Annotated in this window: 19 protein-coding genes; 11 read left to right on the top strand and 8 right to left on the bottom strand. The window is 40.9% G+C overall.

Annotation, left to right across the window (positions count from 1 at the left end):
* Positions 1-45 precede the first annotated feature (45 nt).
* A complete protein-coding gene (locus tag C8D94_RS14095) occupies positions 46-1,194 on the bottom strand; it encodes a cysteine desulfurase family protein (RefSeq protein WP_115124613.1) in 1,149 nt (382 codons plus the stop codon).
* A gap of 87 nt (positions 1,195-1,281) precedes the next feature.
* Here C8D94_RS14095 and C8D94_RS14090 point away from each other — a divergent pair, with 87 nt between their 5' ends.
* Positions 1,282-2,151, top strand: a complete 870-nt coding sequence (locus C8D94_RS14090; RefSeq protein ID WP_147278566.1) for a hypothetical protein — start codon at positions 1,282-1,284, stop codon at positions 2,149-2,151.
* Here C8D94_RS14090 and C8D94_RS14085 read toward each other — a convergent pair.
* Complete coding sequence (locus C8D94_RS14085) at positions 2,126-2,683, bottom strand: Smr/MutS family protein (RefSeq protein ID WP_115124611.1); 558 nt, start codon at positions 2,681-2,683, stop codon at positions 2,126-2,128. The genes C8D94_RS14090 and C8D94_RS14085 overlap by 26 nt on opposite strands.
* Positions 2,684-2,856: 173 nt before the next feature.
* Between C8D94_RS14085 and C8D94_RS14080 the strand changes: the two genes are divergently transcribed.
* Genes C8D94_RS14080 through C8D94_RS14070 form a run of 3 tightly spaced genes read left to right on the top strand, consistent with a single transcriptional unit; the run spans position 2,857 to position 5,560 of the window.
* Positions 2,857-4,869, top strand: coding sequence for a T9SS type A sorting domain-containing protein (locus C8D94_RS14080; RefSeq protein WP_170134785.1), 2,013 nt, complete (start codon positions 2,857-2,859; stop codon positions 4,867-4,869).
* Between the two features lie 7 nt (positions 4,870-4,876).
* The gene (locus C8D94_RS14075) at positions 4,877-5,170 is read left to right on the top strand and encodes a DUF2752 domain-containing protein (RefSeq protein ID WP_245946344.1); all 294 of its coding nucleotides are present in this window, start codon (positions 4,877-4,879) and stop codon (positions 5,168-5,170) included.
* Between the two features lie 60 nt (positions 5,171-5,230).
* Positions 5,231-5,560, top strand: a complete 330-nt coding sequence (locus C8D94_RS14070) for a CCC motif membrane protein (RefSeq protein ID WP_115124609.1) — start codon at positions 5,231-5,233, stop codon at positions 5,558-5,560.
* Between the two features lie 78 nt (positions 5,561-5,638).
* Here C8D94_RS14070 and rocD read toward each other — a convergent pair whose 3' ends face one another.
* Positions 5,639-6,883, bottom strand: coding sequence for an ornithine--oxo-acid transaminase (rocD, locus tag C8D94_RS14065; protein ID WP_115124608.1), 1,245 nt, complete (start codon positions 6,881-6,883; stop codon positions 5,639-5,641).
* 158 nt (positions 6,884-7,041) lie between these two features.
* On the opposite strand from rocD, the gene rlmD reads away from it, so the two are divergent.
* The 3 genes from rlmD to C8D94_RS14050 are packed head-to-tail and all read left to right on the top strand — an operon-like array spanning position 7,042 to position 9,681.
* The gene (rlmD, locus tag C8D94_RS14060) at positions 7,042-8,478 is read left to right on the top strand and encodes a 23S rRNA (uracil(1939)-C(5))-methyltransferase RlmD (RefSeq protein ID WP_115124607.1); all 1,437 of its coding nucleotides are present in this window, start codon (positions 7,042-7,044) and stop codon (positions 8,476-8,478) included.
* Between the two features lie 2 nt (positions 8,479-8,480).
* Complete coding sequence (locus C8D94_RS14055) at positions 8,481-8,981, top strand: DUF6452 family protein (RefSeq protein WP_115124606.1); 501 nt, start codon at positions 8,481-8,483, stop codon at positions 8,979-8,981.
* Positions 8,947-9,681: a DUF6048 family protein gene (locus tag C8D94_RS14050; protein WP_115124605.1), complete on the top strand. Its 735-nt coding sequence runs from the start codon at positions 8,947-8,949 to the stop codon at positions 9,679-9,681. The genes C8D94_RS14055 and C8D94_RS14050 overlap by 35 nt, the downstream gene beginning before the upstream one ends.
* Positions 9,682-9,759: 78 nt before the next feature.
* Here the strand turns inward: C8D94_RS14050 and C8D94_RS14045 are convergent, their stop codons facing one another.
* Entirely contained in the window at positions 9,760-10,917 is a 1,158-nt protein-coding gene (locus C8D94_RS14045; RefSeq protein WP_115124604.1) for a THUMP domain-containing class I SAM-dependent RNA methyltransferase, read from the bottom strand.
* 57 nt (positions 10,918-10,974) lie between these two features.
* Here C8D94_RS14045 and C8D94_RS14040 point away from each other — a divergent pair, with 57 nt between their 5' ends.
* Together C8D94_RS14040 and C8D94_RS14035 are read left to right on the top strand one after the other, a co-directional pair.
* Positions 10,975-11,709, top strand: coding sequence for a class I SAM-dependent methyltransferase (locus tag C8D94_RS14040; RefSeq protein WP_115124603.1), 735 nt, complete (start codon positions 10,975-10,977; stop codon positions 11,707-11,709).
* Positions 11,709-12,377, top strand: a complete 669-nt coding sequence (locus C8D94_RS14035) for a ZIP family metal transporter (RefSeq protein ID WP_115124602.1) — start codon at positions 11,709-11,711, stop codon at positions 12,375-12,377. Before C8D94_RS14040 ends, C8D94_RS14035 begins: the two co-directional genes overlap by 1 nt.
* Here the strand turns inward: C8D94_RS14035 and trhA are convergent.
* The 4 genes from trhA to C8D94_RS14015 all read right to left on the bottom strand — a co-directional run bounded on the left by trhA (position 12,374) and on the right by C8D94_RS14015 (position 19,926).
* Entirely contained in the window at positions 12,374-13,000 is a 627-nt protein-coding gene (gene trhA / locus C8D94_RS14030) for a PAQR family membrane homeostasis protein TrhA (protein ID WP_115124601.1), read from the bottom strand. The genes C8D94_RS14035 and trhA overlap by 4 nt on opposite strands.
* A gap of 209 nt (positions 13,001-13,209) precedes the next feature.
* The gene (locus tag C8D94_RS14025; protein WP_115124600.1) at positions 13,210-17,049 is read right to left on the bottom strand and encodes a fibronectin type III domain-containing protein; all 3,840 of its coding nucleotides are present in this window, start codon (positions 17,047-17,049) and stop codon (positions 13,210-13,212) included.
* Positions 17,050-17,207: 158 nt separating this feature from the next.
* Positions 17,208-18,359 (bottom strand): tetratricopeptide repeat protein, encoded by a 1,152-nt coding sequence (locus C8D94_RS14020; RefSeq protein ID WP_115124599.1) that lies wholly within the window; start codon positions 18,357-18,359, stop codon positions 17,208-17,210.
* Between the two features lie 13 nt (positions 18,360-18,372).
* A complete protein-coding gene (locus C8D94_RS14015) occupies positions 18,373-19,926 on the bottom strand; it encodes an AraC family transcriptional regulator (RefSeq protein WP_115124598.1) in 1,554 nt (517 codons plus the stop codon).
* A 132-nt stretch (positions 19,927-20,058) separates the two neighbouring features.
* On the opposite strand from C8D94_RS14015, the gene C8D94_RS14010 reads away from it, so the two are divergent.
* Both C8D94_RS14010 and C8D94_RS14005 read left to right on the top strand, forming a co-directional pair.
* Positions 20,059-23,979, top strand: a complete 3,921-nt coding sequence (locus C8D94_RS14010; protein ID WP_115124597.1) for a two-component regulator propeller domain-containing protein — start codon at positions 20,059-20,061, stop codon at positions 23,977-23,979.
* A 257-nt stretch (positions 23,980-24,236) separates the two neighbouring features.
* The gene (locus C8D94_RS14005; RefSeq protein ID WP_147278565.1) at positions 24,237-24,560 is read left to right on the top strand and encodes a hypothetical protein; all 324 of its coding nucleotides are present in this window, start codon (positions 24,237-24,239) and stop codon (positions 24,558-24,560) included.
* The last annotated feature ends 308 nt before the right edge of the window (positions 24,561-24,868 follow it).

Here is a 24,868-nt window from a genome sequence, read left to right as displayed (position 1 = left end):
GATAATGAAATTCAGCAGTAAAGACCACACAAAAGTTTGCTGCGGCTAGCTTTCTATAAAAGTCTTGAGCACACCTACCACGTAATCTATCTCTTCTTTTGTGTTGAAACTCGAAAATGAAAAACGGATAGAGGGTTTTTGAAGGTCTTCATCTGTAAGGATTTCGGTAAGCACATGGGAGCCTTTTGAGCTTCCGCTCTGGCAAGCGCTTCCCTTGGAACAGGCAATGCCATTTAAATCCAACTGAAACAAGAGCATAGTAGCCTTTTCTGGTGGGATGGGCAGGCAAACATTTAGCAATGTGTACGTGCTTCGCTCATTGTCATCACAGGACCCATTGAATTTCACCCCTGGAATTTCATCCTCGAGTTGTTGCTTAAAATAATCTTTGAGACCAGTTATGTATGCTTTTTCTTTTTCAAGGTTTTGGTAGGAAAGTTTAAGTGCCTCGGCCATTCCTGCAATTGCATACACTGCTTCGGTTCCCGCACGGAGCCCTCGTTCCTGTGCGCCACCAAAAATTAAAGGTTTTAGTCCGGTATTTTTACGAACGAAGGCAAATCCAGCTCCTTTTGGCCCATGGAATTTATGTGCGGCCACTGCTGCAAAGTCTATTGGGGTTTTAGCAAAATCTACCTCAAAATGTCCTACGGACTGCACGGTGTCACTATGGAAAAGTGTATCATATCTCTTACATAGTGTAGCGGTCCTATCAACATCCAACACGTTGCCTATCTCGTTGTTTACGTGCATCAGGCTTACCAATGTTTTCTTTCCGGTATCCTCCAACAGGGTTTCAAGGTGGTCATAATCTACGTGGCCGCAATCGTCCAATTTCACGTAAACGACTTCTATGTTGTGTTTTTCTTTTAATTCCTCAATGGCATATAAAACTGCGTGATGCTCTATCTTGCTGGAAATAATTCTTTTTACGCCAAGGTCACGAACACAACTGTTGAGTATCAGGTTGTCAGCCTCGGTACCACCAGAGGTAAATATTATTTCGGCAGCAGTTACATTCAGATGTTTTGCTATTTCCTTACGTGCATTCTCGAGGAGCGATTTGGCACTCCTTCCATAGGCATGGGTAGAAGACGGGTTGCCATATTCGGTTTTTAAGACTTCTGAAATACAACGAATAACCTCATTGCGCAATTGTGTGGTTGCCGCGCTATCGAAATATACTTTTTTCATACCTGCAAAAATACATTTTTAAATAAAATTAAGTTGTGCTAAATTGCAAAGAATTATGTTTCTTTACCCTAGTAAAATACTATGCTTATGAGGAGAATATGCGCTTTACTACTATTGGTCTTTACACTGAATTCCTGTGACGATGGCGATGTGATCGTGACCAGTTTCGACTTTGAGGATGCCAACCTTCAGTTTTGCCAAGGAGCCGATGGTTTTGTCTTCTTTAAGATAAACGAAGCTAGTAGTGAAAGCCTTTCCCTTGTTCTGCAATTGGATGAAGAAACCTTTAGCCAGAGCGATGCTATAGAGGTTCCACTCAGCACTTCCAATGTCATGAATTATAGAACATTTGAAACTGCCCCCACCTCAAATTACTTTTGCAACAGCATCCCTCCCACTTCGCCCAGTGTGCTCCAGGATTATGTGGCTACCGATGGAACGGCCAACCTGAACATTATAAGCGATTTTGACGATAACGATGGTATTGAGGAAGATACAGACAGTGATCTGGACACCGATAACGATGGCCTTTTAAACTATTATGATTTTGATGACGATGGCGACAACGTTCCCACTGGGGTAGAGATAGGGCCAGACCCAGAAAATCCACTGAATACTGATGGGGATGACAAACCCGATTATCTTGATGAAGATGACGATAACGATGGCGTGCCCACCAGGCATGAAATAACCAAGGACGACCCAGACCCACAGAATAAAATTACGGACCCAAATGTGGGGGCTGATTATCTAAACGATGCTGTAACCGAAGAAGTGGTCTACGAGCAATTTATAGAGCACTCCTATTCTTTTACCACCAGTCTTGAATTGTTTATGACCAACGTAGTCTTTACCAATGGCGAGGAACAGCTCACACAAGAAAGTTTGAACATGGGTACTATAGGTACTATTTCCAGCGGGACAACTCCGGTTACCCCCGATTTTCCTGAGCAGTAGGATTCTGGACGATATACACCTCCGTTGCACCCGAGCCATATTTTTTTGGGCTAGCTTCATAATACCTTACACTATCGTAGCGCCTAAAGAGTGTTTCCAATTCCGCTTTTAGTACGCCCTGCCCAACGCCATGGATAAAAACAACTCTTGGAATACGCTTGGCGATGGCAAAATCCAATTGCCTTTTTGCAGTGTCTAGCTGAATAGTCAACATCTCATAATTAGATAAGTGTGTAGCCCCCGTTAGTTTATGGATATGTAAATCCACCTCAAGTGGTGGTATTTTGCGCTTTTTGGTCTTTTTTACGCTTTTTTTCTTTTTGCGGAACGTTTCTTTTTCTGAAATAGCCGCTGCTATTTTACTGGAGGTTATATTTTTCTTCAACAAGGCGCCCTCTACTATGAGTTCATCTTTCTGAAATTTCATAGGGAAACCCTCTTCAGTCTCAATAATTACAAGGCTTCCCTCAATAGACGTCACAACGCCTTTTATGGGTTCATCTATTGCCGAAACCGTGTCGCCTTTTTGCATAAAAGCCCCAAAAATAATACATAAATTTAGGAATCAAGAAAAAGTTGCTAACACATTAAGAACTAAATTTTTACAAAATTTGTAGGAATATTATGCCAATAAGAAAATTATTTATAAATTTATCGCGCAAAATATATTGTTTTTCCCCAATCACAATATTTAAAAACCAAATTATGAAACACCTACTACTAGTACCGGCTATGTTATTAGCATCGGTAATCTCAACAGCACAATTGTATGTTGCTCCCAACACCACGGGAACACCATCAGACTCCTATGTGTATGTAAACGATCAAGTTCTGTTTGTTGAACAAGACGTTAACTTAACTGAAAACAATGTAACCGCTGGGCAAGAAGCTAGCATTTATTTACGAAACGACGGTCAGCTTATACAAGGGACCTCTAACTCTTCCAATGTAGGATCGGGATATATCTCGGTATACCGTGAAAACCCTGGAAGCGATGCTTGGGACTATACGTTTTATGGTTCTCCCGTTGGCGATATCTTTACAAACCCAGCTGCCGCTCCCGGTAATATTAATTTTGGTGCAGAATCCCTTTTTGCGGTTGAGACAATTACCGCTTCCAATCAAGCCTCATTAACTGGGTCTTATGAAGGGTTTACAAACTCTTCGGCAAATACTGTATCAATCTCCCACAGATGGTTATACACCAAAGGCAGTGGCCATCAATCACCTTGGAATAGAATGTACGGTGCCAATGCTGCACCTGCAGGACAAGGTTTTATTATGAAAGGAGTAAATCTTGATGGAGCCCCTGGGAACCACGATTATACATACGATTTTAGAGGAAGGCCCAATAATGGGCAGTTTGACCTTGCCACAACTCCAGTAACTGGAAACCACCCCCAAAACGATATGCCCGAGCAGGAATTGCTCTCTGGTAACCCCTACCCATCTGCCTTGGATTTAAACAGGGTTTTTTGGGACACACAAGCAGGTGATCCTGACGGTACTATTAACACTACCAATACAGAAATTATAAAGATCGCTTATTGGGATGAAAACCGAGCCATAAACTCACACCTTTATACAGAAAATGAAGGAGGTTTTGGAACTTGGATCCCTAATTCCAGCAACCCAGATGGTGAAGTTGGAAGTGCTGGTTATGAGCCTGGAACATACACAGTAGCACCTTTTCTACAATATGATGCAGGCGGTAATCCTACGGGACAAAATGGTAGTGGTAATATGTACGATAGAAGATTTGCTCCTATAGGTCAAGGGTTTTATTTTATCACCCAGAATACAGATGTTGCTGCGGGTGACTTGACATTGAACGAAATTAGTGTTAAAAATTCACATAGAAGATTTATTAAGGAGGGAGCTGCTACAGACTCTCAATTTAGAAACCCTCTAGGAGGAAACACTGGTGGTTTAGCTGCTACCGATACTTCTGTAGGCACCAATCCCGGTCCTGCCAATCCGTATGAAGGTTTATCACCACGTATGAGAATCTACACGTATTTTGATGAGTCACACTTCCGTGATATGGTATTGTTGTTCAACGAAAATAGTACCGATGGTTATGATTGGGGAATGGACGCAACCCACCCTAACGATGCAGATTTTGGTGATGCATATTTTACCTTTGACCCTACTGGACAAGGAGACAACTATAACAACTATGTAATCCAGACCGTACCCTACGATGTGCAGAAAAAAATACACTATAGAGTTAAATTAGATCAACCTATGCAAGTTGTTGTCCAGTTGGTTCAAGAGATCAACCTCCCTTGTAACAATGTATTTTTATGGGATTCACAAGAAGATACTTACCAAAAGATTTCTGGAAACCATACTGCCTCCCTGGATTTACCTGCTGGAAATTACTTGGATAGATTTTATATCACATTTTTGGACGACAGTACATTTGCTGATGAGCAAGGAACCGCAGAGAACGTATTGACTACTTTAGAAAATGTAGATTTCTTCCAAAATAATGTGTTGGGGCAAATGGAAATAAGTAATCCAGAACGATACGATATCAAGTATGCCCATATTTTTGATATGACCGGAAAGCTGGTACAAACAAGAGCCAATATTGGAAATGTTTCAAAATTTGAAATGAACACCTCTACTTTCGCAGACGGTGTATATGTTGTGAAACTTGCAACTGCAGATAATGTATCGATAGATTACAAAGCTATCGTGACCAATAAATAAACCCTCTATGAAAGAGGCGCTCGGAGAATATATGTTGCCCTGTTTAAACAAGCAACTCTTCGGGATAGAATGTTTAGGCTGTGGCATACAACGTGCCGCAGCCTTTTTGTTTAAAGGCGAATTTATAGCAGCATTTAAAATGTATCCTGCTATTTATTCGCTTCTTTTATTGTTGGCTTTTCTAGTGTTCAATATATTCTACAAACTGAAATACGCTACAATTATAAAAATAGTTTTAATTGCTGTTAATGTGCTGATTATTGTAATAAGCTACTTTATTAAAATGAATAAATTTTTCTAGACTCATTATTTTTTAGGTATATTTATTATAACTTATTAAATAACCAACACTCTCTTAATTATGGAACAACAAAAATTACCTAACTCAACGCTCATTCTCGTATTTGGTATAGTTTCTATAGTAACTTGCTGTTGCTATGGAATTATTGGACTTATTTTTGGAATAATCGCTCTTGTTATGTCCAAAAAAGCAACCGAAGTATATCTAGCAAATCCAGAATTATATTCTGGATACCAAAATGTTAAAACAGGAAAGATTTTAGCTATAATAGGTATTATACTAAATGTGATCTATCTAGGCTATGTAATTTATATGTTTGCTGTTTTTGGCTCAGATGGCATAATGAATATGAACCGAGACTTTATGGAACAATATGGATTAGAAGGCTAATTCTCCAAGCCTTTTAAAAAAAAATGCGGCAAGTTATTTGCCGCATTTTTTATTAAATCTATTTTCTAGTCTTCAAGATTATCTCTCGAAATCCTTTAGGGTTTCAGTAATAATTGAGACACATTCCAATAGTTCTGTTTCATTCATTACTAAGGGAGGCGCAAATCTTATAATGTTTCCGTGGGTAGGCTTTGCTAAAAGTCCGTTGTCTCTTAATTTCAAGCAAATATTCCAAGCGGTATCGCTATCCTCACTATCGTTTATCACAATGGCATTAAGCAATCCTTTACCACGTACCAACCTACAAATGGTACTCTTTGCTATGTATTCGTCCATTTTGCTGCGGAACAACTCCCCTAGCCTATCTGCGTTTTCAGCTAGGTTCTCGTCCTTAACTACATTGAGTGCCGCCATAGCAACTGCAGCTGCAATAGGGTTACCGCCAAAGGTAGAGCCGTGTGAGCCTGGTGTGATAACTTTCATCACAGGATCATCTGCTAGCACGGCAGACACTGGATATGCCCCGCCGCTCAGCGCCTTTCCTAAGATAAGGACATCAGGTTTAACATTTTCGTGATCTACCGCCAGTAACTTTCCGGTTCTTGCAATTCCTGTTTGTACTTCATCTGCTATAAACAATACATTGTGTTCTTCACAAAGGGCTTTTGCTTTCTTCAAATATCCTTCAGAAGGCACATAGACCCCTGCTTCACCTTGTATAGGTTCTACCAGGAATCCAGCTACTTGTTTATTGCTTTCCAATGTATTTTTAAGAGCCTCTAGATTATCGTATTCAATTTTAATAAAGCCTTTGGTGTAAGGACCAAAATTGTCACGCGCCACAGGATCGTTACTAAAGGAGATTATGGTAGTGGTCCTTCCGTGAAAATTGTTTTCACATACAATGATCTCAGCTTCATTTTCGTCAATCCCCTTTACTTCGTAGGCCCACCGTCTACAAATCTTCAATGCCGTTTCTACAGCTTCGGCCCCAGTGTTCATGGGCAAGAGCTTGTCGAAATTGAAATATTCGCTAGCGTATTTTTCGTATTTCCCCAACATATCATTATAAAATGCTCGAGAGGTCAAGGTAAGCTTCTGTGCTTGTTCGGTCATGGCATTTACGATGGCTGGGTGGCAATGCCCTTGGTTTACAGCGCTGTATGCCGAAAGGAAATCGTAATATTTTTTTCCTTCAACATCCCAAACATATACACCTTCTCCCTTGCTCAAGACCACAGGAAGCGGGTGGTAATTATGGGCACCATACTTGTTTTCTAAATCTATCGCCTGTTGCGACAACGATTGTTGTGTTACTGACATAATAAGTAAACATTTTTAAAGTGAAAATAATAAAATTCCTGCTGTACCTTTATGCTATCGAAGTATCGAAAAACGCAGCGTAGGAGAGAAATCATCCTTGGGCGCAAATTACTAAAATTGCCCCACATTTTTAAACAATTCCTAGTACTTTTGCGCCTATGGGAAGAAGAAGCAAAAGAGTGGTCCTTGAAGACCTTGAAGTGATAGATGCCGGGGCAAAAGGAAAGGCAGTTGCCAAGGCAGCCGATGGCCGCGTGGTGTTCATTAAAAATGCCGTGCCGGGGGATATAGTTACTGTACAAACCACCAAAAAGAGAAAATCCTATTACGAGGGTACTGCTATATCATTCTCAAAACTTTCAGATAATCGAGTAGCACCTGTCTGCCAGCATTTTGGCACCTGTGGTGGCTGTAAGTGGCAACACCTGGGATACGAGCACCAGCTATATTACAAGCAGAAAGAAGTGGTTAATAATCTTGAGCGCTTGGGTGGTATAGAACTTCCTGAAGTCTCTCCTATCCTAGGCTCGTCTGAACAGTATTTTTACCGGAATAAGATGGAGTTCTCCTTCAGCAACAATAAGTGGCTTACACGGGAACAGATTGAAAGCGATGTTGAGATAGAAAACAAAAATGCGTTGGGTTTCCATATCCCTGGAATGTGGGACAAAATCCTTGATATTGAAAAATGTCACTTACAGCGAGATCCTAGTAACGCCCTCAGGAATTTTGTGCAATCTGAAGGCGAACGGTTGGACATCCCTTTCTTCAACACCAGGAAACAAGAAGGAATGTTACGAACGCTAATGATACGTACTACGAGCATTGGTGAGATTATGGTAGTGATTCAATTTTTCACTGCATCCGACGAGCTAGTTGAAAGGAATGCACAAAAGGAAAAACGTGAAGCATTGCTGGATAGTATCTCAGGAAAATTCCCTGAAATAACCTCACTACAATATGTCATTAACAACAAAGGGAACGATACCATTTACGACCAGGAAGTAATCTGTTACAAAGGGCGCGACCATATTTTTGAGGAAATGGAAGGCCTTAAGTTCAAAATAAATGCTAAGTCTTTTTACCAGACCAACAGCGAACAAGCCTACGAGCTCTACAAAATTACACGAGATCTTGCAGGACTTACGGGCAATGAACTTGTATACGACCTTTACACGGGAACGGGTACCATTGCACAGTTTGTAGCCAAAAATGCCAAGAAAGTTATTGGTGTTGAAGCTGTGCCAGACGCTATTACCGCCGCTAAGGAAAATGCGCAATTAAACAGTATAGAGAACGTTGCCTTTTTAGTGGGCGATATGAAAAACGTGTTTAACCAAGAGTTTGTAAACACCCATGGAAAAGCTGACGTTGTGATTACCGATCCCCCAAGGGACGGGATGCACAAAGACGTGGTAGCGCAATTGCTACTGTTGTCACCAGAGAAAATAGTGTACGTAAGCTGCAACAGTGCTACACAGGCAAGGGATTTGGCGCTTATGGATGAAATTTACAAGGTTACCAAGGTACAGCCAGTAGATATGTTCCCACAGACCCATCACGTAGAAAATGTTGTACTTTTAGAAAAAAGATAAAATTGAAGACAGTTAAGTTAGTTAGTTTCTTTATTGCCGGCATTGTGCTGCTCACTATGGGCTGTACCCGAGACGATATTTGCGATCCCAATACAGCGGTAACACCACTGCTTATCATCACTTTTAAGGACAATGCCAATATAACACAGGCAAAGAGCGTTACCGGACTATCCATACGAAAGAACGATCCAGACTCTACGCTGGTTTTCCTAAGTACAGAAGCGACCGATTCTATCGCGATTCCCTTGGATACCGAAACTGACCTTACAGAGCTACTATTCATCATGAACGTGAGTGATGAGGAAACCATCAACGGGGATTTTATTAATTTTAGTTATGAACGTGAGGAAACCTACGTAAATCGTGCCTGCGCCTTTAAAACCACCTATTCAGGATTTCAAACCGAATTGATAGAAGATGAAGACAACTGGATCACTTCGTTTTTAATACTACAAACCAACATTACAGATGAAATTGAAGCACACCTTACTATTAGGTTTTAGCCTCTTGCTTGCGTCAATTTCAATGATGGCGCAAGAAGAAAGCATAGCAGTTGAAGATTCCGAAACTGTTGAAACCGCCATAAACGACACCCTACCCAAGACCAATAAATACGGCTTGCGCGTGGGAGTAGATATTTCAAAAATTATACGTACTGCCGTGGAAGATGGCTATACCAGTTTTGAGGTAAATGGCGATTACCGTATCAAAAAGGATATTTATGTTGCTGCCGAGTTGGGCACCTCCAACCGAATTTGGGACCAAGACGGCCTAAAGACAACTACAAACGGAAGCTACATAAAATTGGGGGCCGATTTGAATGCCTACAACAATTGGCTGGATATGAACAACGCTATCTTTGGTGGTTTGCGTGTGGGGTTTTCTACATTTTCGCAAGAACTTAATTCGTACACCATCTATACCACAGATCCGGCTTTTCCGGTAACCCCAAGGGAAGTGTCTATTGAGAGTACAGGCTTAACGGCCACTTGGGCCGAATTGATCGTAGGGGTAAAAACCGAAGTGTTGAACAATCTTTTTCTATCTATTAACCTACAACTGAAACGAAAGATAACCGAGGATACCCCCGAAGGTTTCGATAACCTTATCATCCCAGGATTTAACCGAACTTATGACTTTAGCCAGTTTGGTGTTGGTTATGGCTATACCATTTCGTATTTAATCCCGCTGTATAAAAAGTAGCTTTTTTTTAGAAAGAATACTATAGTGGGTAAATCTCTAGTTTTTTCACATAACGTTCCCATCCACCAACTCACCAATTCACCGCTTCTTCCCCTTTCTACTCCCCTCGTACATCTCGTAACGGACAAAACGGCTTTCCAGTTTTCCGTTGTAGAGCTTAATTTTTCGGGAGGGACGCAATCCTACACTCTTAAGGGCTTCTAGATTACTGGTAATCATCCACGCTTGGGTTCCGGGATACCCACGTTTCAAGGTATTTCCTATTTCAGCATAAAAAGCATCTATATCCTCAACCGAGAGACGTTCGTCATACGGAGGGTTGAACACCAAGAACATAGGTCGCTCGGTCTCTTTTTTACTTTCGAAGAAATCCTGCTCCTTCACTTCAATAAATTCTGAAAGGTTGGCATTTTTGATATTTGTTTTTGCTTTTCGGAGTGCGAATGCATCCTTATCGCTAGCATAGATCTTAAAATGGAAATCCTTTATCTTTTTAAGCGCGGCATTTTCAATAACTTCATATAAGTCTACATCAAAATCTGGCCAGGTTTCAAAGCCAAACTCGTCTCTATTTAGGTTCGGTGGAATGTTGCAGGCTATCATTGCTGCTTCGGTTGCTATGGTCCCGCTTCCACACATGGGATCCATAAAATCGCACTGACCGCTCCAGCCGGTGAGCATAATCATTCCGGCAGCCAACACCTCATTTATTGGGGCCAGGGTATTTTCGGTCTTATACCCTCTCTTGTGTAACGAAGCCCCCGAACTGTCCAGGGACACGGTACAGATGTTTCGGTCTATGTGGATGTTTATACGCAGTGTAGGATGGTCCAGGTCCACATCGGGGCGCTCGCCCTCTTTATCACGAAACCTGTCCACAATGGCATCCTTGGTCTTTAAAGAAATGTATTGGGAATGGGTAAATACCTTGGAATACACCGTGGCATCTACTGCTAGGCTGCCGTCTGCTTCCATATAATTTTCCCAAGGGATGGCGTATGTTTTTTTGTAGAGATCCTCTTCAGTAAAGATGTTGAAAGCCGTAATGGGTTTAAGCACTTTAATAGCGGTGCGGCTGCATAGGTTTACTTTATACATAAACCCTGTGTCGCCCTCAAAAGAGACATTACGAGTGCCCACTTCTATTTCTGAAGCACCCAACTGCCTCAATTCCTGTGCTAAAAGTTCCTCTAGGCCATACAATGTCTTGGCCACCATCTTAAAGTTTTTTCCCATACTATATACGCTTCAGTCCTGCAAAAATACAGTATTTTTGCACCGCAATAGAAAGAGATGCAAAAAGAAAAACTTACAGATTGGTATTCGTCTTGGTTCGATACGCCGTATTACCACATTTTGTACAAGGACAGAGGCCATAAAGAAGCCGAGGCATTTATGCTGCGCCTTACACACTTTTTGGACTTAAAGAAAAACGACACTATTCTAGATCTTGCTTGCGGCAAGGGTCGCCATGCTATTTCGTTGAGCAACATGGGTTTTAATGTTACGGGAGTGGACCTATCACCCTCCAGTATAAACTTTGCAAAGCAGTTTGAGAGTGAAAACCTAAAATTCCGAGTGCACGATATGTGCCTGCCCTATCCGCAACGGTTCCAAGCTGTTTTCAATTTATTTACCAGCTTTGGTTATTTTAAAGATGAAGCGGACAATTTACGCACTATCAAGGCCATAAAAGAGGAATTGAAACCCAAGGGACACGGTGTGATAGATTTTATGAATGCTGCATATGTTATCAAGAACTTAGTGCCTTCGGAAATTAAAAAAGTGGGCGGAATAGTATTCCACATAAAGCGCTATACTGCTGAAGGTTATATTTACAAGGATATAAAATTTCAGCACAACGATACCGATTTTTCTTATACCGAACGTGTAAAGGCACTCACGCTAAAAGACTTTAAAGCATATTTTAAAGCGGCAGGTATGGGACTGAAGCACTGCTTCGGTAATTATCAACTAGAGCCTTTTGATGAGGAAACTTCAGAACGATTAATCCTTATATTTACCTAATGGAGTATATTGCATTGATACTAGCAGTGGCCATAGGCTATGGGGTGGCCAGGGTCTTTCAAAAGAGGGAGTTTGTGCAACTGCCCATTATCTTGGCCTTTAGCGGTGCTTTTTTACTCTCCACCACCTTGTTTGAGCTACTCCCGGAAGTTTTTGAAAATGGCGGTGAGCACATCGGCGTGTTTATTATGGCTGGTATCCTGCTTCAAATTGTGTTGGACTTTTTTAGTAAAGGTGCCGAACACGGGCACGTACACATACATACCGAACAAAAAGCATTTCCGTTGGCGCTATTCATTAGTCTTTCGGTACACGCGCTTATCGAGGGGTTCCCCATTACTGGACACGATACCATATTTTACGGGATAATTGTACACAAGATCCCCATTGCCATTATTTTGGCACTGTTCTTTCAAAAAGCAAATTTCAGCAATACTACCACCTTGGTTTTTTTGACCCTCTTTGCCATTATGACGCCTCTGGGCAGTTTCTTAATGGCAGAACTTCCCCTACTCCAAAGTTATGCTGCACAAGTAAATGCTATCGCTATAGGTATCTTTTTACATGTTTCAACCACTATTTTGTTCGAGAGCTCAAAGAACCACAACTTTAACCTCTCAAAAATGACGGCCGTATTTCTTGCAGTGGTACTAGCGTATTTTCTTTAGGTTATTTCCAGAAACACAAAGAGATAGTGCAAAATGCTTCCCGCAAGCACAAAAAGATGCCATATTACGTGATTGTAGTGCATGTTGTCCAAGGCATAGAAAACGATCCCTCCAGTATAGGCCAATCCGCCGCCAAACAATAGCCACATTCCTTCTGGGCTCACTGCTGCCCTAAGGGCTTGTATATCGAATACTATGAGCCAGCCCATCACTACATACAACAGCAAAGACAGCACCTCAAACCTTCCGGTAAAGAAGATCTTGAGGACCGTTCCCGCTATCGCAATGCCCCATACCGTCCAGAACAAAACCCACCCCAAGCTATTTTCCAGCGCGATCAGGACCACAGGGGAATACGTACCAGCAATGAGCAAATAGATGCTAATATGGTCCAGTTTTCTGTATATATTCTTCCGCCTTTCGTTTGTGGTGTAATGGTACAGTGCAGAAACAAAATAGAGTACCGAAAGCGAAACCCCGTAAAGGAAAACAGCTACCACACCTTGAACAGTATCGTAGGTCTTAAACACAAGCAACAACCCAAAGCCCAATAGGCTGAGTAAGAAGCCCAGTCCGTGGGTAATAGCATTAAGTGTTTCCTCTCTTTGGGTTTGTAGTCTCATAGTATTTTGGGCAACGGCCGGGCTATCCGTTATAGTTGTGCCTCAATGCGCGCCTCGGCACAAGCTGCCACTGCTATCCCTGTTGCATAATTTGTTGGCACACGCTATTCTTGATGCAAAATTGTAATAAAAGTTTGTTTATTTTAGGTTTTGAGCAAAAAAAAACCGCCTTTTTATGGACGGTTTTTTTAGGAGTAGCTGTTATGGCGTTATTCGACAAACACCTTAACAAGCTCGTTACCATAGCTGGTCTGTACTTCAACTAAATACATCCCGGTACTCAAGCCCGATAAATTAATTTGGCCCTGGGTTGCCCCTACTCTTTCGGTTTGTACTATCTGTCCTGTTAAACTGTACACGGTCAATGTTTCGATTACTTGCGAAGCAGAGAAATTTAAAACATCTTGTACAGGGTTAGGATAAAACTGTAATGAAATTTCCTCGTGTTCAGAAACTCCTAGCACTTCGTCCGTAATAAACCCATAAGGTCCATCCCATGCACTAGCGTTTGTATCACAAATAGATTTCACATACACCTCATACGCTGTATTTGGCGTAAGGTTATCTAAAATTGCATTGGTTTCAGTAGTAACGGTTCCTGTGGTTGCTCCTGGGTACCCTGTATCCTCCAATTGAACGATATACTCATATCCTCCCGATGGTGGTGTAGTTGGCTCGGCCCAACTTAACAAGGCAGAAGTTTCAGTAATATCTGTAATCGTGATATCTGTTGGGAACTCACAGGTTGGTGAATCGTCATAGGCTGCGAGCCTAAAGGTTCCAAAACGTCCCACATATCCCCAAACTCGTACCGAGATAGTAGCGCCCGGTTGTAAATCGGTCAATTCAATATAACTGAAGAAACCTTGCCCCCCATCACTATCGCACGCTAAAGATTCCAACATACCACATTCTCCTATATAAGCTTCCATTCCTGTATCATCAAGGTAAGGATCGTTATCGCTTTGGGTTTCCAGTACCAATCTTCCTGAATCTGGAACTGTAACCGTATACCAAACATCTTTACCTTTCTCTTCAAACTCTAAGCCTTCGCAAGAAACCATAGGGTCGTTCTCATTTCGGGTAGCAGAAGTATTATTTCCAATGATATAACTTGATGGGAAATCTTCTCCCACAGTTAAAATTATACCAGCATCACACTCGTTGTTCGAAGGTGCTGGTGGCGATGGGTAGGCACACAGTTCAAAATAAATTGGAATAGAACTACCACCACTACTTACAGATACATAGTAGGTTTCACCTGCTATTAAATCTACAGTTTGCAAATAGCTATTGCACTGCTCTGTTACCTGTGTCAAGTTCCCCGGAGTTCCTGAATACACAGCCACGGAGGTAGACGCAGCCCCATTGATCAAGGTTCTTCTAAAGGTGTAATTAGCAGTTGAGTTAGGGACAAATGTATACCATACATCTATTGTATTTACACCACATTCTGAATCGTCCGAAAGCGTACCAGAAGCCGTGTATCCCGTAACAGCATTTTCACAAATGTTGTTGTTGGATTCGGTTAACACCAATGCGCCAGCTGGCTCATCGTTCACTGGAACTTCTGGGAATTTATATACACACAATGAAAATTCTGAAGTAGGTACTGGGCTTGCCACAGCTACAAAATAAGTAACTCCCGCGGTAAGCATTTGTGCAGAGTATTGTGTACTACAACCTACGGATAAAGGTTGGGGATTGGTTGAGGGCCCCTCGAATATAAACATACTCAACGGGTCACCGGTTACATCTTCTGCCCCAAAAGCATATTCTCCCGTTTCGTCTGGAGTAAAACGGTACCATATATCGTTATAATCTGAATATGTTGGTGCTGTACAGGGAAATTCAGGAGACTGTGTTGCACCTGTAAAATCGCCCGTAATGGCATTGTTACAACCATAATCATCAGATGCTAACAAGATATTTGCTGTGGTAGGTTCGTCATTAAATCCTTGAACAGGGTTATATTCATAGTTAAAATCATCCATAAAGATATACTGTGAAGGCCCCGTACCTGAGTGTTGCGGCTTAAAAGCAATATAACTGTGGCCCAACGTGGTATCGTATGTACTTAAATCTATGGTATATTCGTTCCAGGTGTCACCTACTATCGTGGTTTCGTTTAAGGTAGTATCATCCAAGAGTACAAAAGAGGTAGGGTCTGTTGGGTCTGCCATGGTACCCACCTGCATCGTAAAGTCTGCTTCATTGGAAGCCCTTTTGTTCATTCTGAAACGGATTTGTTTGTCGTTTGCCAGATCTGAAAACTCAGGTGAAACCAAGAACAACCCTTCAAGATCTGATGATGTTGTAAAATAGAAGCGCAACATTAGGCTTCCTTCATAAGGAAATATCCCATAAGCCGTATTATAGGTTCTAAAGTCTCCGGTTGTGGTATCTATAATATTCCAACAGGGTTTAACCTCTTCCCCACTTACATTCAATCCTTCAAAGCCGTTGTTATATTCGGCTACGAAGATATCACAGGCCGAGGTGAATTCTTCAGAAGCAATCCAGGCTCCAAAATCGTTTGTGTCACACTTTGCGCGTACATAGGCAATATAGGCAGTATTGGGTCCAAGAGGCGCCGTAACCATAGTTGTATTTACTTCTGTACCGCTTGTAGTTGCATCTGGTGCTGGCATAGTAGCTTCTTGTACTATATATTCCCAAGCTGTTTCGGAAGAACCGCTCGTATTCCAGCTAATATCGGCAGAATTATACTGTACGTTTGTAGCTGCTACGTTTGTAACCTCCAAGCAAGAAGGAATATCTTCTACACAAACCGTATTGATCCATACAGTTTTATTCACTGCGCCACCGTGTTGGAATGCAAAATGGGAGTGACCATTGTTTGGAAGGTCTACGAGATATTCCGTTTCCCTGTCAGGATTTAACGTGAGTGACGTAATTTCAACAAAGTTACCCATTGCGTCTATAGTTCCTACTTTTAAGACATCCGGAGTTGTGTCTGAAGCTCCCGCTGTAAAACGCAAACGGTGTGTACCATCGGTTGCATAGGTTACATCTGGTGAAATGGCTACAATGTCGCCCAAAACAGTTGTGCTGGTAAACGTTAATTCGAACATATTTTTACTATACGCAAATTGGTAATCTACCAATGCGTGGCCGCTTGTCATTGGGTCGTCATACACACTCCAGCAAAATGGAACTGTATCATCTTCAACACCAGCCCAGTCCTCACAAAAGTTACTGGTAATTATTCCGCAATCTGTTCTTTCAGTATTACCGGACAAAATCCACGCTCCATAATCTCCGCCACCGCAATCTGCTCTAACATACGCTTCATATTCGGTATTCATAGTAAGACCTGTAACAGTGAAGGAAACAGAAGCATTGGGAGAAGAATAAGCTGTACCATTGGCAACGGGGATTCCCGTTCCTATTTCTTGTACCACATATTCCCAGTTATCCTCGTTTGAGGCACTCTCGTCCCAAGCAATATCCAAGGTGGTCTCGGTAGGACTAGACAACATAACGTTAGTCACTTCCAAACAGGTTGGAATTTCCTCCAAGCAAATACTGTCCAGGTTTACTTGATCGAATGTTGTTAACGCATCATGTTTAAAGGCTAGGTATTGATCCGTTCCGGCTGGAATAACAACCTCATGGAAGACCCAATCTGTTGTAGTTGCCAAGGTTGTAATGGGCGAAAAGGTTCCAGTACCGTCATTAGTATCTATTGTTCCTAAAACCAAGTTTGAGTCCCCAAACCCCTCTAGGTAAAATTTTACCCTATGGTTTCCATCAGAAGTGGTAGGGTTGATTGGAGATATAAAAAGCAAATCACCGGTTGTGGCATTGCCACTGTACATTCTGAAATATTTTGGTGGCGTTGGTGAAGCCGGATCTGAAGTTACTTGTCCATAGGAGTTTGTTCCGTTTGTATTGTCGATCATGGTCCAATCTACAGGAACCTCCCCATTGTTGTAGGTGTCAAAATTTTCTGACACTTCGCATTGTGCAAATACTGCTTGCCCCATCATAAAGAACGTAGCCAGCACGAGTACTAATTTTTTCATTGTAAACTATTTTAAATTACTTTATCGAGTGGTAAACCTACAACGGCAATTACTATAATAAAAGGTGTATATTTTTAAATTTCGTGAATTTTCCTGAAATTTGAAAGACAAAAAATTGTTATAAGACACTGTTTTTTAAACAGTTGAGGCATAATTATTCAATTTGCTTCAGATTTGTCAATTTCTTGTCTCTGTTGGTCTATTTGCCTTCGTTTTTGAAGAATTTTCTTTACTATTAAATATACAAGCAATAAAAAAACGAGTGCGAGGAAAATAATTAGATAGGTATATATATTCTTTTGTTTGGTTCTTTCTTCTGAATTTTCAGTTGAAAGATCTGTTATCACTTCGGTAAGAGATTTCTTTTCTTCGGCCAATAATTTTTCGTTTTCGGCCAAATACAAGGCGGTGTACTTATTAAAATTTTCAGTATCACCAATGGCGTCATAATTTTCAGAAAGCGACTTTAGAAGTTCGCTGTTAATTCCCATATCATTTACATCTTCAATAGAGTGAAAAGCTGCTTTCAACTTTTTAATGGCGTCTTCATACCGGCCTTGTTTGGAAAGTATATTTGCCAAGCCACGGTTGGCATACGCGATACTTTTAATAGCGTTTACCTTACTGGCATATTCAATGGCCTGGGTATAGTTTTGCTTTGCCTTGCCATAGGCCTCCATTTCAAAATGGCAATCGGCAATTTTATTGTTTGAAATAGCAATGCTCGCATTAATGGCTTTACTGCTAATATTGTCCTTAAACACAGATTTGGCCTGTTCCATAAAGGGAAGTGCATATTCGCATCCCAAATTATCCTTCTGTATCAATCCTTTTACGAATAGAATATTGCCTTGCAGGAATTTTAAAGAGTCCGGCAGTGGGTTTTGAACAGAAATATCATAAGCCTGGTCCAAATAGTTCAAAGCCTTGTCATTCAAGTTTAAGCGCTGGTATTGCCCGCCAATAAAACCAAGCACCCGTATCCTGTCCGAATAGGTTTCACTTTTTTCAGCAATTGAATCTGCCTTAAAAGCATATTTCAAGACATTTTCATGATTTTTGAGGACGGCATAGCCATTGGCAATAATGATCAAGGCCCCTATTTGTGTTGAGGGGTCGCCCTTGGCCAGATCGTACAGTTCCATCCCCTTTTCTATTGCGAGATTGGGATTGCTATAGGTTACAACACTAGCTTCTTGGCGTAAGCTATCTAATTGTGCCCTAGTTTGCGCACCACTATGTAAAATTTGGAAAAAAAGTAATACGACTGCGATGCCTTTAAATTTTCTAAAAAAATATGCTGAATTCATTAGCTGAAAGATACTAATTCTGTAAGTTTTCTTTCTTGCTTTTCTTCAAAAAAGTAATGAACTGTTTTGGGGTAAAACCCGTGATATTCTTAAACACTACGGTAAATGCGCTGTGGGAAGAAAAGCCGGATGATTCAGCCAGATAGCTCACCTTGTAGTTTAAATAAGCCTTATCGGTCTTCATCAATTTTATAATGTAATTTATTCGCAACTCGTTGATATAGCTATTGAAATTTTTCTGTTTATGTGTGCGAATGATTTCAGAGATATATTTCGAATTCGATTTCAACTGTTTCGCCAAGACGGTCAGATTCATCTTACTATCTGTAAATTTGGTGGATTTTTCAAATTCTTCCAATCGTTCTAAAATACCCTGTATCGTCTCGTCTGGAATAACTATTGCCTTGGTGGGCTTTACATTGACTTCTTCCACCTTGTATGGGACTTCAAGCTTTTTATCCTTCTCTACTTCTGCAATTAGTTGCTTAAATCGTTCGTATTCTTTATTCAACTTTCTATTATAAAAATAATAGCCCAAAAAGATCAACCCAAACAAAAGTACCAACAGCAATACCCAAGAATAATATTTGGTCTTATCTATTTTCAATACATCCTCCTGCTCTTGTTGAAGGTAAGAAATTAGCGCGCTCCGTACGTTTCGCTCACTATCTTGAATTTGTGGGTGTAGCAATACATTTTTGTTATTATACTTTTGGAGCATGGCCGTACTATCCTGTTTCTTATAGATTTCTGATAAAGCCTTATGGGTCGAAAACTTTGTTGCATTGTCTATGTAGGGTGCCGAAAGTGCTTGCGTATAGTATTTTTTTGAGGTTTCCAATGCATCTTTCTCCAAATAAACATTGCCCAATCCGTAATATGCAATCGCCGATATCGTAGAAGATTCGGCACCAGATTTTTCAAGTGACCTAAGCGCCTTTTCGTAGTACACCCTTGCACTATCCAAATTGCTTAAATGCCCATGTAGTGCTGCAATCCTATTATAGATCCTTGCGGAATATATTTCAGGGACTTCTGTGAAATTTGTCTCTACGTACTGTAGTCTTTGCAAGGATTTTCTATTGTTTTGCGTATCTGAAAAAATATGGGAACGGCTCAGCGCTATCACTGTTTCTATAACAGCTTTCTCCTTAGCTGAAGAAATAGCGTCACTCTTATGTTGCGCCTCCATATTGAATCTATCTGCAACAGTATTCATTCCCGAAAGGGCATACCTTTCTGAAAGTTCTGAATAAACCAAAGCAGCAGCAAATGGGGATGTATCCCTGGAAAAATTATCTCTTGCCTTAAAAAGCGTACGGACACTCTCTACAGCATTCCCTTCCACAAGTTCCCCCTGCGATATTAAATAATGGGACTGTACTATGGCCGAGCTGGAAGAAGCATTTTCTAAAATATAGTTGGCCACTTTTATCGTCTGGTCAGGATCCTCATAAACACTACTGAGATTTTTTATAAAAGTGGCTTCCGTCCATTTAACTTCTTGACACTTTAGTGAAAGTGAAAAGAAAATACTACAAACAACCAAAGCTACGCTTAATCTCATAATGTTCTTTCTCTGGTAACGCTACAAATATAAATTATTAGGGGGTAGTTATTGAAGAACCCATAAGGGTTTCTCAAAAAAAGAAGTGGATTCTAAAAATTCTTTTCTAACTTTAAGTAAGATTTATGTGGTATGCTCGTGTTGAAACATTTTTACAAAATTGTAGTGTGGACAACTATTTTTGTATGCAGCAAAACTGGTGGCGCACAGGAAGTAGGTACTTTGCAGAAACAAATTTCTTTCGGGGAGCTCACTGTGGAGCAAGGACTTTCCCAAAACAGTGTAGTAAGTATTGCCCAAGATAGTACAGGGTACATGTGGTTTGCCACCCAAGATGGGCTTAATCGTTACGATGGTAAGCAGTTTTATCATTACGGCAAACAATTTGATGATGTTACCCGTTCAACGTACAGCAAACTGGGAAAAGTTTATGTAGATAGAGATGGAAAGTTATGGATTATACCAAAAACTGGAACATTGGAACGCTACAACCAAGTACTGGATAATTTTGAACAAGTTCCAGGCATAACCAACGCAAGCACCCTAATACAAAGTAAAGATGGTTTTTTATATGTGGGTACTTATGGAAACGGTATGTATAAAACTAAAGCGATTGATGCAGAACCTCTACAAATACTGCCGCCAGAATACGGTGCATTATCTAACTATGATTTTCTGGAAACCCCTGCAGGTATTTTGGCAGCTACCTCAAAGGGGCTTTTAAGTATTCAGGGAAATAGCTACAAAATCAATGAAATAGCAGGCTTTCAGGATATTGCTCTTAGTGCTTTGGCCAAAGACAGCAAACATTCTTTTTATTTAGGGAGCTTTGGCAACGGATTGTTCACAAAAACTGAAGCAACTGGTGGTTTTGAACAGTTCAACGGCTTTTACAATTCCACTTTACCCACTACCCTCAACATACTCGATCTGGCCGTAGATGCGCAAAACAGGCTCTGGATAGCCACGTATGGGGATGGCGCTTATTTAATAGATTTTAAAAACGAAACCCTTCAGCATTTTGTGGCAAACAAAACCAATCCCTACGCACTACACTACAACGATGTACTATGCCTCTATAAAGATTTTACAAATACCATGTGGTTGGGAACAGATGGTGCTGGCCTTAGTTTTTACGATCAACATTTGGTGAAATTTAATGTGCTTACAAACAAACAGATCCCCGCGAATATCCACGTAGATGTTACTCGAGCCATCTCAGTAGATAAAAACGCCATTTGGCTTGGAACTTCCGGTAAGGGATTAACAAGGATTGAGCTACCGCAACAAGACTATAAAAGCTACACCAGTAGTAATTCGAATCTAGCAGGTGATAGAATCATGAGCCTATTACAAGATGAACAAGGACTTTGGATAGGACATCAAAATCAGGGGCTTCAATTACTTTCCAAAAATGGAACTTTTAAGGATTTCCCTGTAACAGATGGATTTACTATATGGAAGCTATACAAGGACAATAACGGTCTCTTATGGTTATGCACGAGCAACCAAGGTCTAGTAGCATTTAATCCATCGATAGGAATAACCAAGAGTTTTACTGCTGAAAACTCTGGTCTCTCCACCAACAATATTAGAACCGTAGTACAAGGAGACAATAAAACCTTGTGGATTGGCACTGAAGACCAAGGAGTCTTTAAAATGGAATTGCAAACTGCTGAAATTTCAAAAATTGATGAAATCCCCGATCCAGTAAAATGTTTCTATTATTCCAAAAACCTACTTTGGGTTGGTACCAACGGAAATGGGCTAAAACTCTATAATACCCACAACAAGACACTGCACAGTTATGGCAAGGATGATGGGCTACCCAACAACGTGATTTACGGTATACTGCCAGATGAGGACAACAATCTATGGCTAAGCTCAAACCGAGGGCTTACCAAGTTTTCAATAGACCCAAGGTTTAATCCAGTAATCGAAAATTACAGCAACTACGATGGTCTACAAGCATCAGAATACAATACCGGGGCCTATTTTAAAGACGACAAAGGAGTCCTGTACTTTGGTGGACTGGAAGGCATTAACTGGTTTCAGCCCAGCAAGCTTACGTTAAATCCCAAAGTGCCAAAAACGGTCATTACCGGTCTGGAGGTCTTTAATGAAGAACACGAAATAGTTTCCAACCAAAAATTTCACCATAACGAGAACACGCTTACCTTTACATTTGCTTCCCTGCATTTTTCCCAGCCAGAACGAAACCGTTACAAATATAGATTGGTTAATAACGACCCAGATTGGATCACGGCAGAAAACAATAATGTGGCGCACTACACCAACTTACCGCCAGACGACTATGAGTTCCAGGTTATATCCAGTAATTACGATGGGGTGTGGAATGAAATACCCTCCACATATTCTTTCAGTATTGCACAACCCTGGTACGCCTCCAATCTTGCAAAGGTACTTTACCTTCTAGCATTTTTAATGCTGTTGTATGGTCTCTACGCATATCTAAAATGGCGGTGGAATGTAAAAAACCAGTTACGTATAGAGCACGAAGAGACGGAACGCCTTAAAAAACTGGATGAATTTAAAGCCAAGCTCTATACCAACATCTCACACGAGATACGCACCCCTTTAACATTGATTTCAGGCCCTGTTGAAAATCAATTAAAAAGACCAGATTTGGCCAAGGAGGACAAAAGCGACCTTATGCTCATAAAGCAGAACAGCAAGAGGCTCATCACCCTGGTAGACCAAATGCTAGATCTTTCCTTGGCCGATTCGGGAACACTTAAATTGAATATTGAACACGGGAACCTCGCTATCTATTTAAAACAATTACTCAACACCTTTCAGTACAAAGCAAAGAGGAAAAACATCACAATACACAAGAAGATTGAAAATTTGGAGGATTGTTGGTTTGATAGTGATATCATTGAAAAAACGGCAACAAATCTTGTGCACAATGCATTAAAATATTCCCCTAAAAACGCTTCGGTTACCATAGATGCTAAGAAGGAACAGAATTGGTTTATCCTTTCAGTAACAAACAATAAAGGCGAATTGGCTGTTTTTGAAATCAACCAGCTGTTCAATCGGTTTTATCAGAGCGATGAAGCTTCAGAAGGAATAGGTGTAGGTTTGGCTTTGGTCAAAGAATTGGTGAGCCTGCACAAGGGAAACATCATTGCCCACACCGATGGTGGAAACAATATTCAGTTTACCGTAACCATACCCATAGTAAAAGAAGCCTTCAATGAGGACGAAATCATATTTAAAGAACCTGTTTTTCATGTTGAAAAGCAAAGTAAGGTTGACAAAAATGATGAAGACAGACCAACGCTATTGGTCGTAGAGGACAACGACGAGGTGCGTACATATATCAGTTCGGTGTTTCTTGAAAATTATAGAATACTGGAAGCCGAGAATGGTGAAGAAGGAATCTTGAAAGCACAAGAGCACATGCCAGACCTTATCATCAGTGATATCAGGATGCCCATAAAAAGTGGGATAGTCCTTTGCAACACTATTAAAACAAACGAATTAACAAGCCATATCCCCATTATATTATTGACCGCAAAAGTTGGCAAGAAACACGAGATTGAGGGATTAAAGACCGGGGCCGATGCATACATCACAAAACCCTTCAGCATAGAGAAGTTAAGGATTCGTGTTGAAAAACTGATACAACAGCGTGAAAAAATCAAGGAACATTTCAGCAAAACCTTTTCTATAGATCCAGATCTTGCCATAACATCTACCGAAACCGAATTTTTGAACAGGATACAACAAGTCCTGGACACACATATCACGGATCCAGAGCTCACGAGTGAAAAATTTGCCAATCTAATGTTGGTGAGCCGGACACAACTGCACCGAAAACTAAAATCCATCGTGGGCATGAGCACTACCGAATTTATCCGCTCACAACGATTGAAAATAGCCAGCCGATTGTTGCAGCAGAAAGATGTGCCTATTTCCGAAATCGCCTATCAAATTGGGTTCAACTCCCCCTCCTATTTCAATAAGTGTTTTAAGGAGACTTTTGGGTATTCTCCTTCGCAATATCGCTCAAAACACGAGCAATAACTAGTGCTCGCCCCTATTCTGAACATCTCTTATAGTTTCTGAAACATTTCTGCAATGTATAGGCCACTCTCTCCTATAAATTTATACCAGTAACGATATTTTTTAGCAATGTACAGATGAAGCATCCGGATAAAAAACCCAACCATAAGAATAAGCTCTATATGAGCATTGATCATTTAACAGAAGGCGACTACCAACTGAACATTATGTTGAAAAACAAAATAATTAAAACAATAACACTCAAAAAATAAGATACCATGAGACCTTTTATAGTACTACTACTATGCTTTACCTTGCCCCTTACCGCCCAGACAACCCGTTATGTGGACGGAATTAACGGCGACAACCAAGGTGGAGCCAATACCTGTACCAACGCTGCAAACCCCTGCGAAACACTAAGCCATACCCTTAGCGTGGCTTCCACGGGTGATACCGTTGAGATAGCCGATGCGGTGTATACCGAAACCCTTACCCTGTCCTTTGACATTTCCCTAAACGTAGAAAGTGAAGGAGGAACCATTATACAGGCGGCCACGCAGCCTAACACAGCCAACAATAAGGTAATTACCATAAGCTGGTAAGGCAAAAAAAGGTATACCCATATTTCACAAATTAAATATGGAACAGGCTATAAATAGGAGAATTATCAAGATATAATTTTCCGAAGATAAAGATGCACCTTTACTTATAAATGTACTCACCAACAAACCCCTTTTAAACAGCCTGATTTGTAATTTTTAAATTATCTTCTCCCCTTTATGGCAACTGCCGGGCTATCGCTGCTATCTTTTTGTGCGGAGAGACCGGCGCAAAAGGGATATACGCTCCATCCCTGTTGCGGGCGAGGGTGGCGGTTCTTTTTTTGGTGGGTGCCGCGACCAGGGGGGGG

This window comes from Marinirhabdus gelatinilytica, from assembly GCF_003353425.1.
GTDB lineage: Bacteria > Bacteroidota > Bacteroidia > Flavobacteriales > Flavobacteriaceae > Marinirhabdus > Marinirhabdus gelatinilytica.
This window is presented reverse-complemented; position numbering and strand designations above follow the sequence as displayed.

Excerpts from the sequence above, each read along its gene's own strand:
- C8D94_RS14040 (WP_115124603.1), top strand. The coding sequence starts at position 10,975 with ATGCAAAAAGAAAAACTTACAGATTGGTATTCGTCTTGGTTCGATACG.
- C8D94_RS14085 (WP_115124611.1), bottom strand. The coding sequence starts at position 2,683 with ATGCAAAAAGGCGACACGGTTTCGGCAATAGATGAACCCATAAAAGGC.
- C8D94_RS14090 (WP_147278566.1), top strand. The coding sequence starts at position 1,282 with ATGAGGAGAATATGCGCTTTACTACTATTGGTCTTTACACTGAATTCC.
- C8D94_RS14080 (WP_170134785.1), top strand. The coding sequence starts at position 2,857 with ATGAAACACCTACTACTAGTACCGGCTATGTTATTAGCATCGGTAATC.
- rocD (WP_115124608.1), bottom strand. The coding sequence starts at position 6,883 with ATGTCAGTAACACAACAATCGTTGTCGCAACAGGCGATAGATTTAGAA.
- trhA (WP_115124601.1), bottom strand. The coding sequence starts at position 13,000 with ATGAGACTACAAACCCAAAGAGAGGAAACACTTAATGCTATTACCCAC.
- C8D94_RS14070 (WP_115124609.1), top strand. The coding sequence starts at position 5,231 with ATGGAACAACAAAAATTACCTAACTCAACGCTCATTCTCGTATTTGGT.
- C8D94_RS14010 (WP_115124597.1), top strand. The coding sequence starts at position 20,059 with ATGCTCGTGTTGAAACATTTTTACAAAATTGTAGTGTGGACAACTATT.
- rlmD (WP_115124607.1), top strand. The coding sequence starts at position 7,042 with ATGGGAAGAAGAAGCAAAAGAGTGGTCCTTGAAGACCTTGAAGTGATA.
- C8D94_RS14005 (WP_147278565.1), top strand. The coding sequence starts at position 24,237 with ATGAGACCTTTTATAGTACTACTACTATGCTTTACCTTGCCCCTTACC.
- C8D94_RS14075 (WP_245946344.1), top strand. The coding sequence starts at position 4,877 with ATGAAAGAGGCGCTCGGAGAATATATGTTGCCCTGTTTAAACAAGCAA.
- C8D94_RS14015 (WP_115124598.1), bottom strand. The coding sequence starts at position 19,926 with ATGAGATTAAGCGTAGCTTTGGTTGTTTGTAGTATTTTCTTTTCACTT.
- C8D94_RS14025 (WP_115124600.1), bottom strand. The coding sequence starts at position 17,049 with ATGAAAAAATTAGTACTCGTGCTGGCTACGTTCTTTATGATGGGGCAA.
- C8D94_RS14035 (WP_115124602.1), top strand. The coding sequence starts at position 11,709 with ATGGAGTATATTGCATTGATACTAGCAGTGGCCATAGGCTATGGGGTG.
- C8D94_RS14050 (WP_115124605.1), top strand. The coding sequence starts at position 8,947 with ATGAAATTGAAGCACACCTTACTATTAGGTTTTAGCCTCTTGCTTGCG.
- C8D94_RS14095 (WP_115124613.1), bottom strand. The coding sequence starts at position 1,194 with ATGAAAAAAGTATATTTCGATAGCGCGGCAACCACACAATTGCGCAAT.
- C8D94_RS14045 (WP_115124604.1), bottom strand. The coding sequence starts at position 10,917 with ATGGGAAAAAACTTTAAGATGGTGGCCAAGACATTGTATGGCCTAGAG.
- C8D94_RS14020 (WP_115124599.1), bottom strand. The coding sequence starts at position 18,359 with ATGAATTCAGCATATTTTTTTAGAAAATTTAAAGGCATCGCAGTCGTA.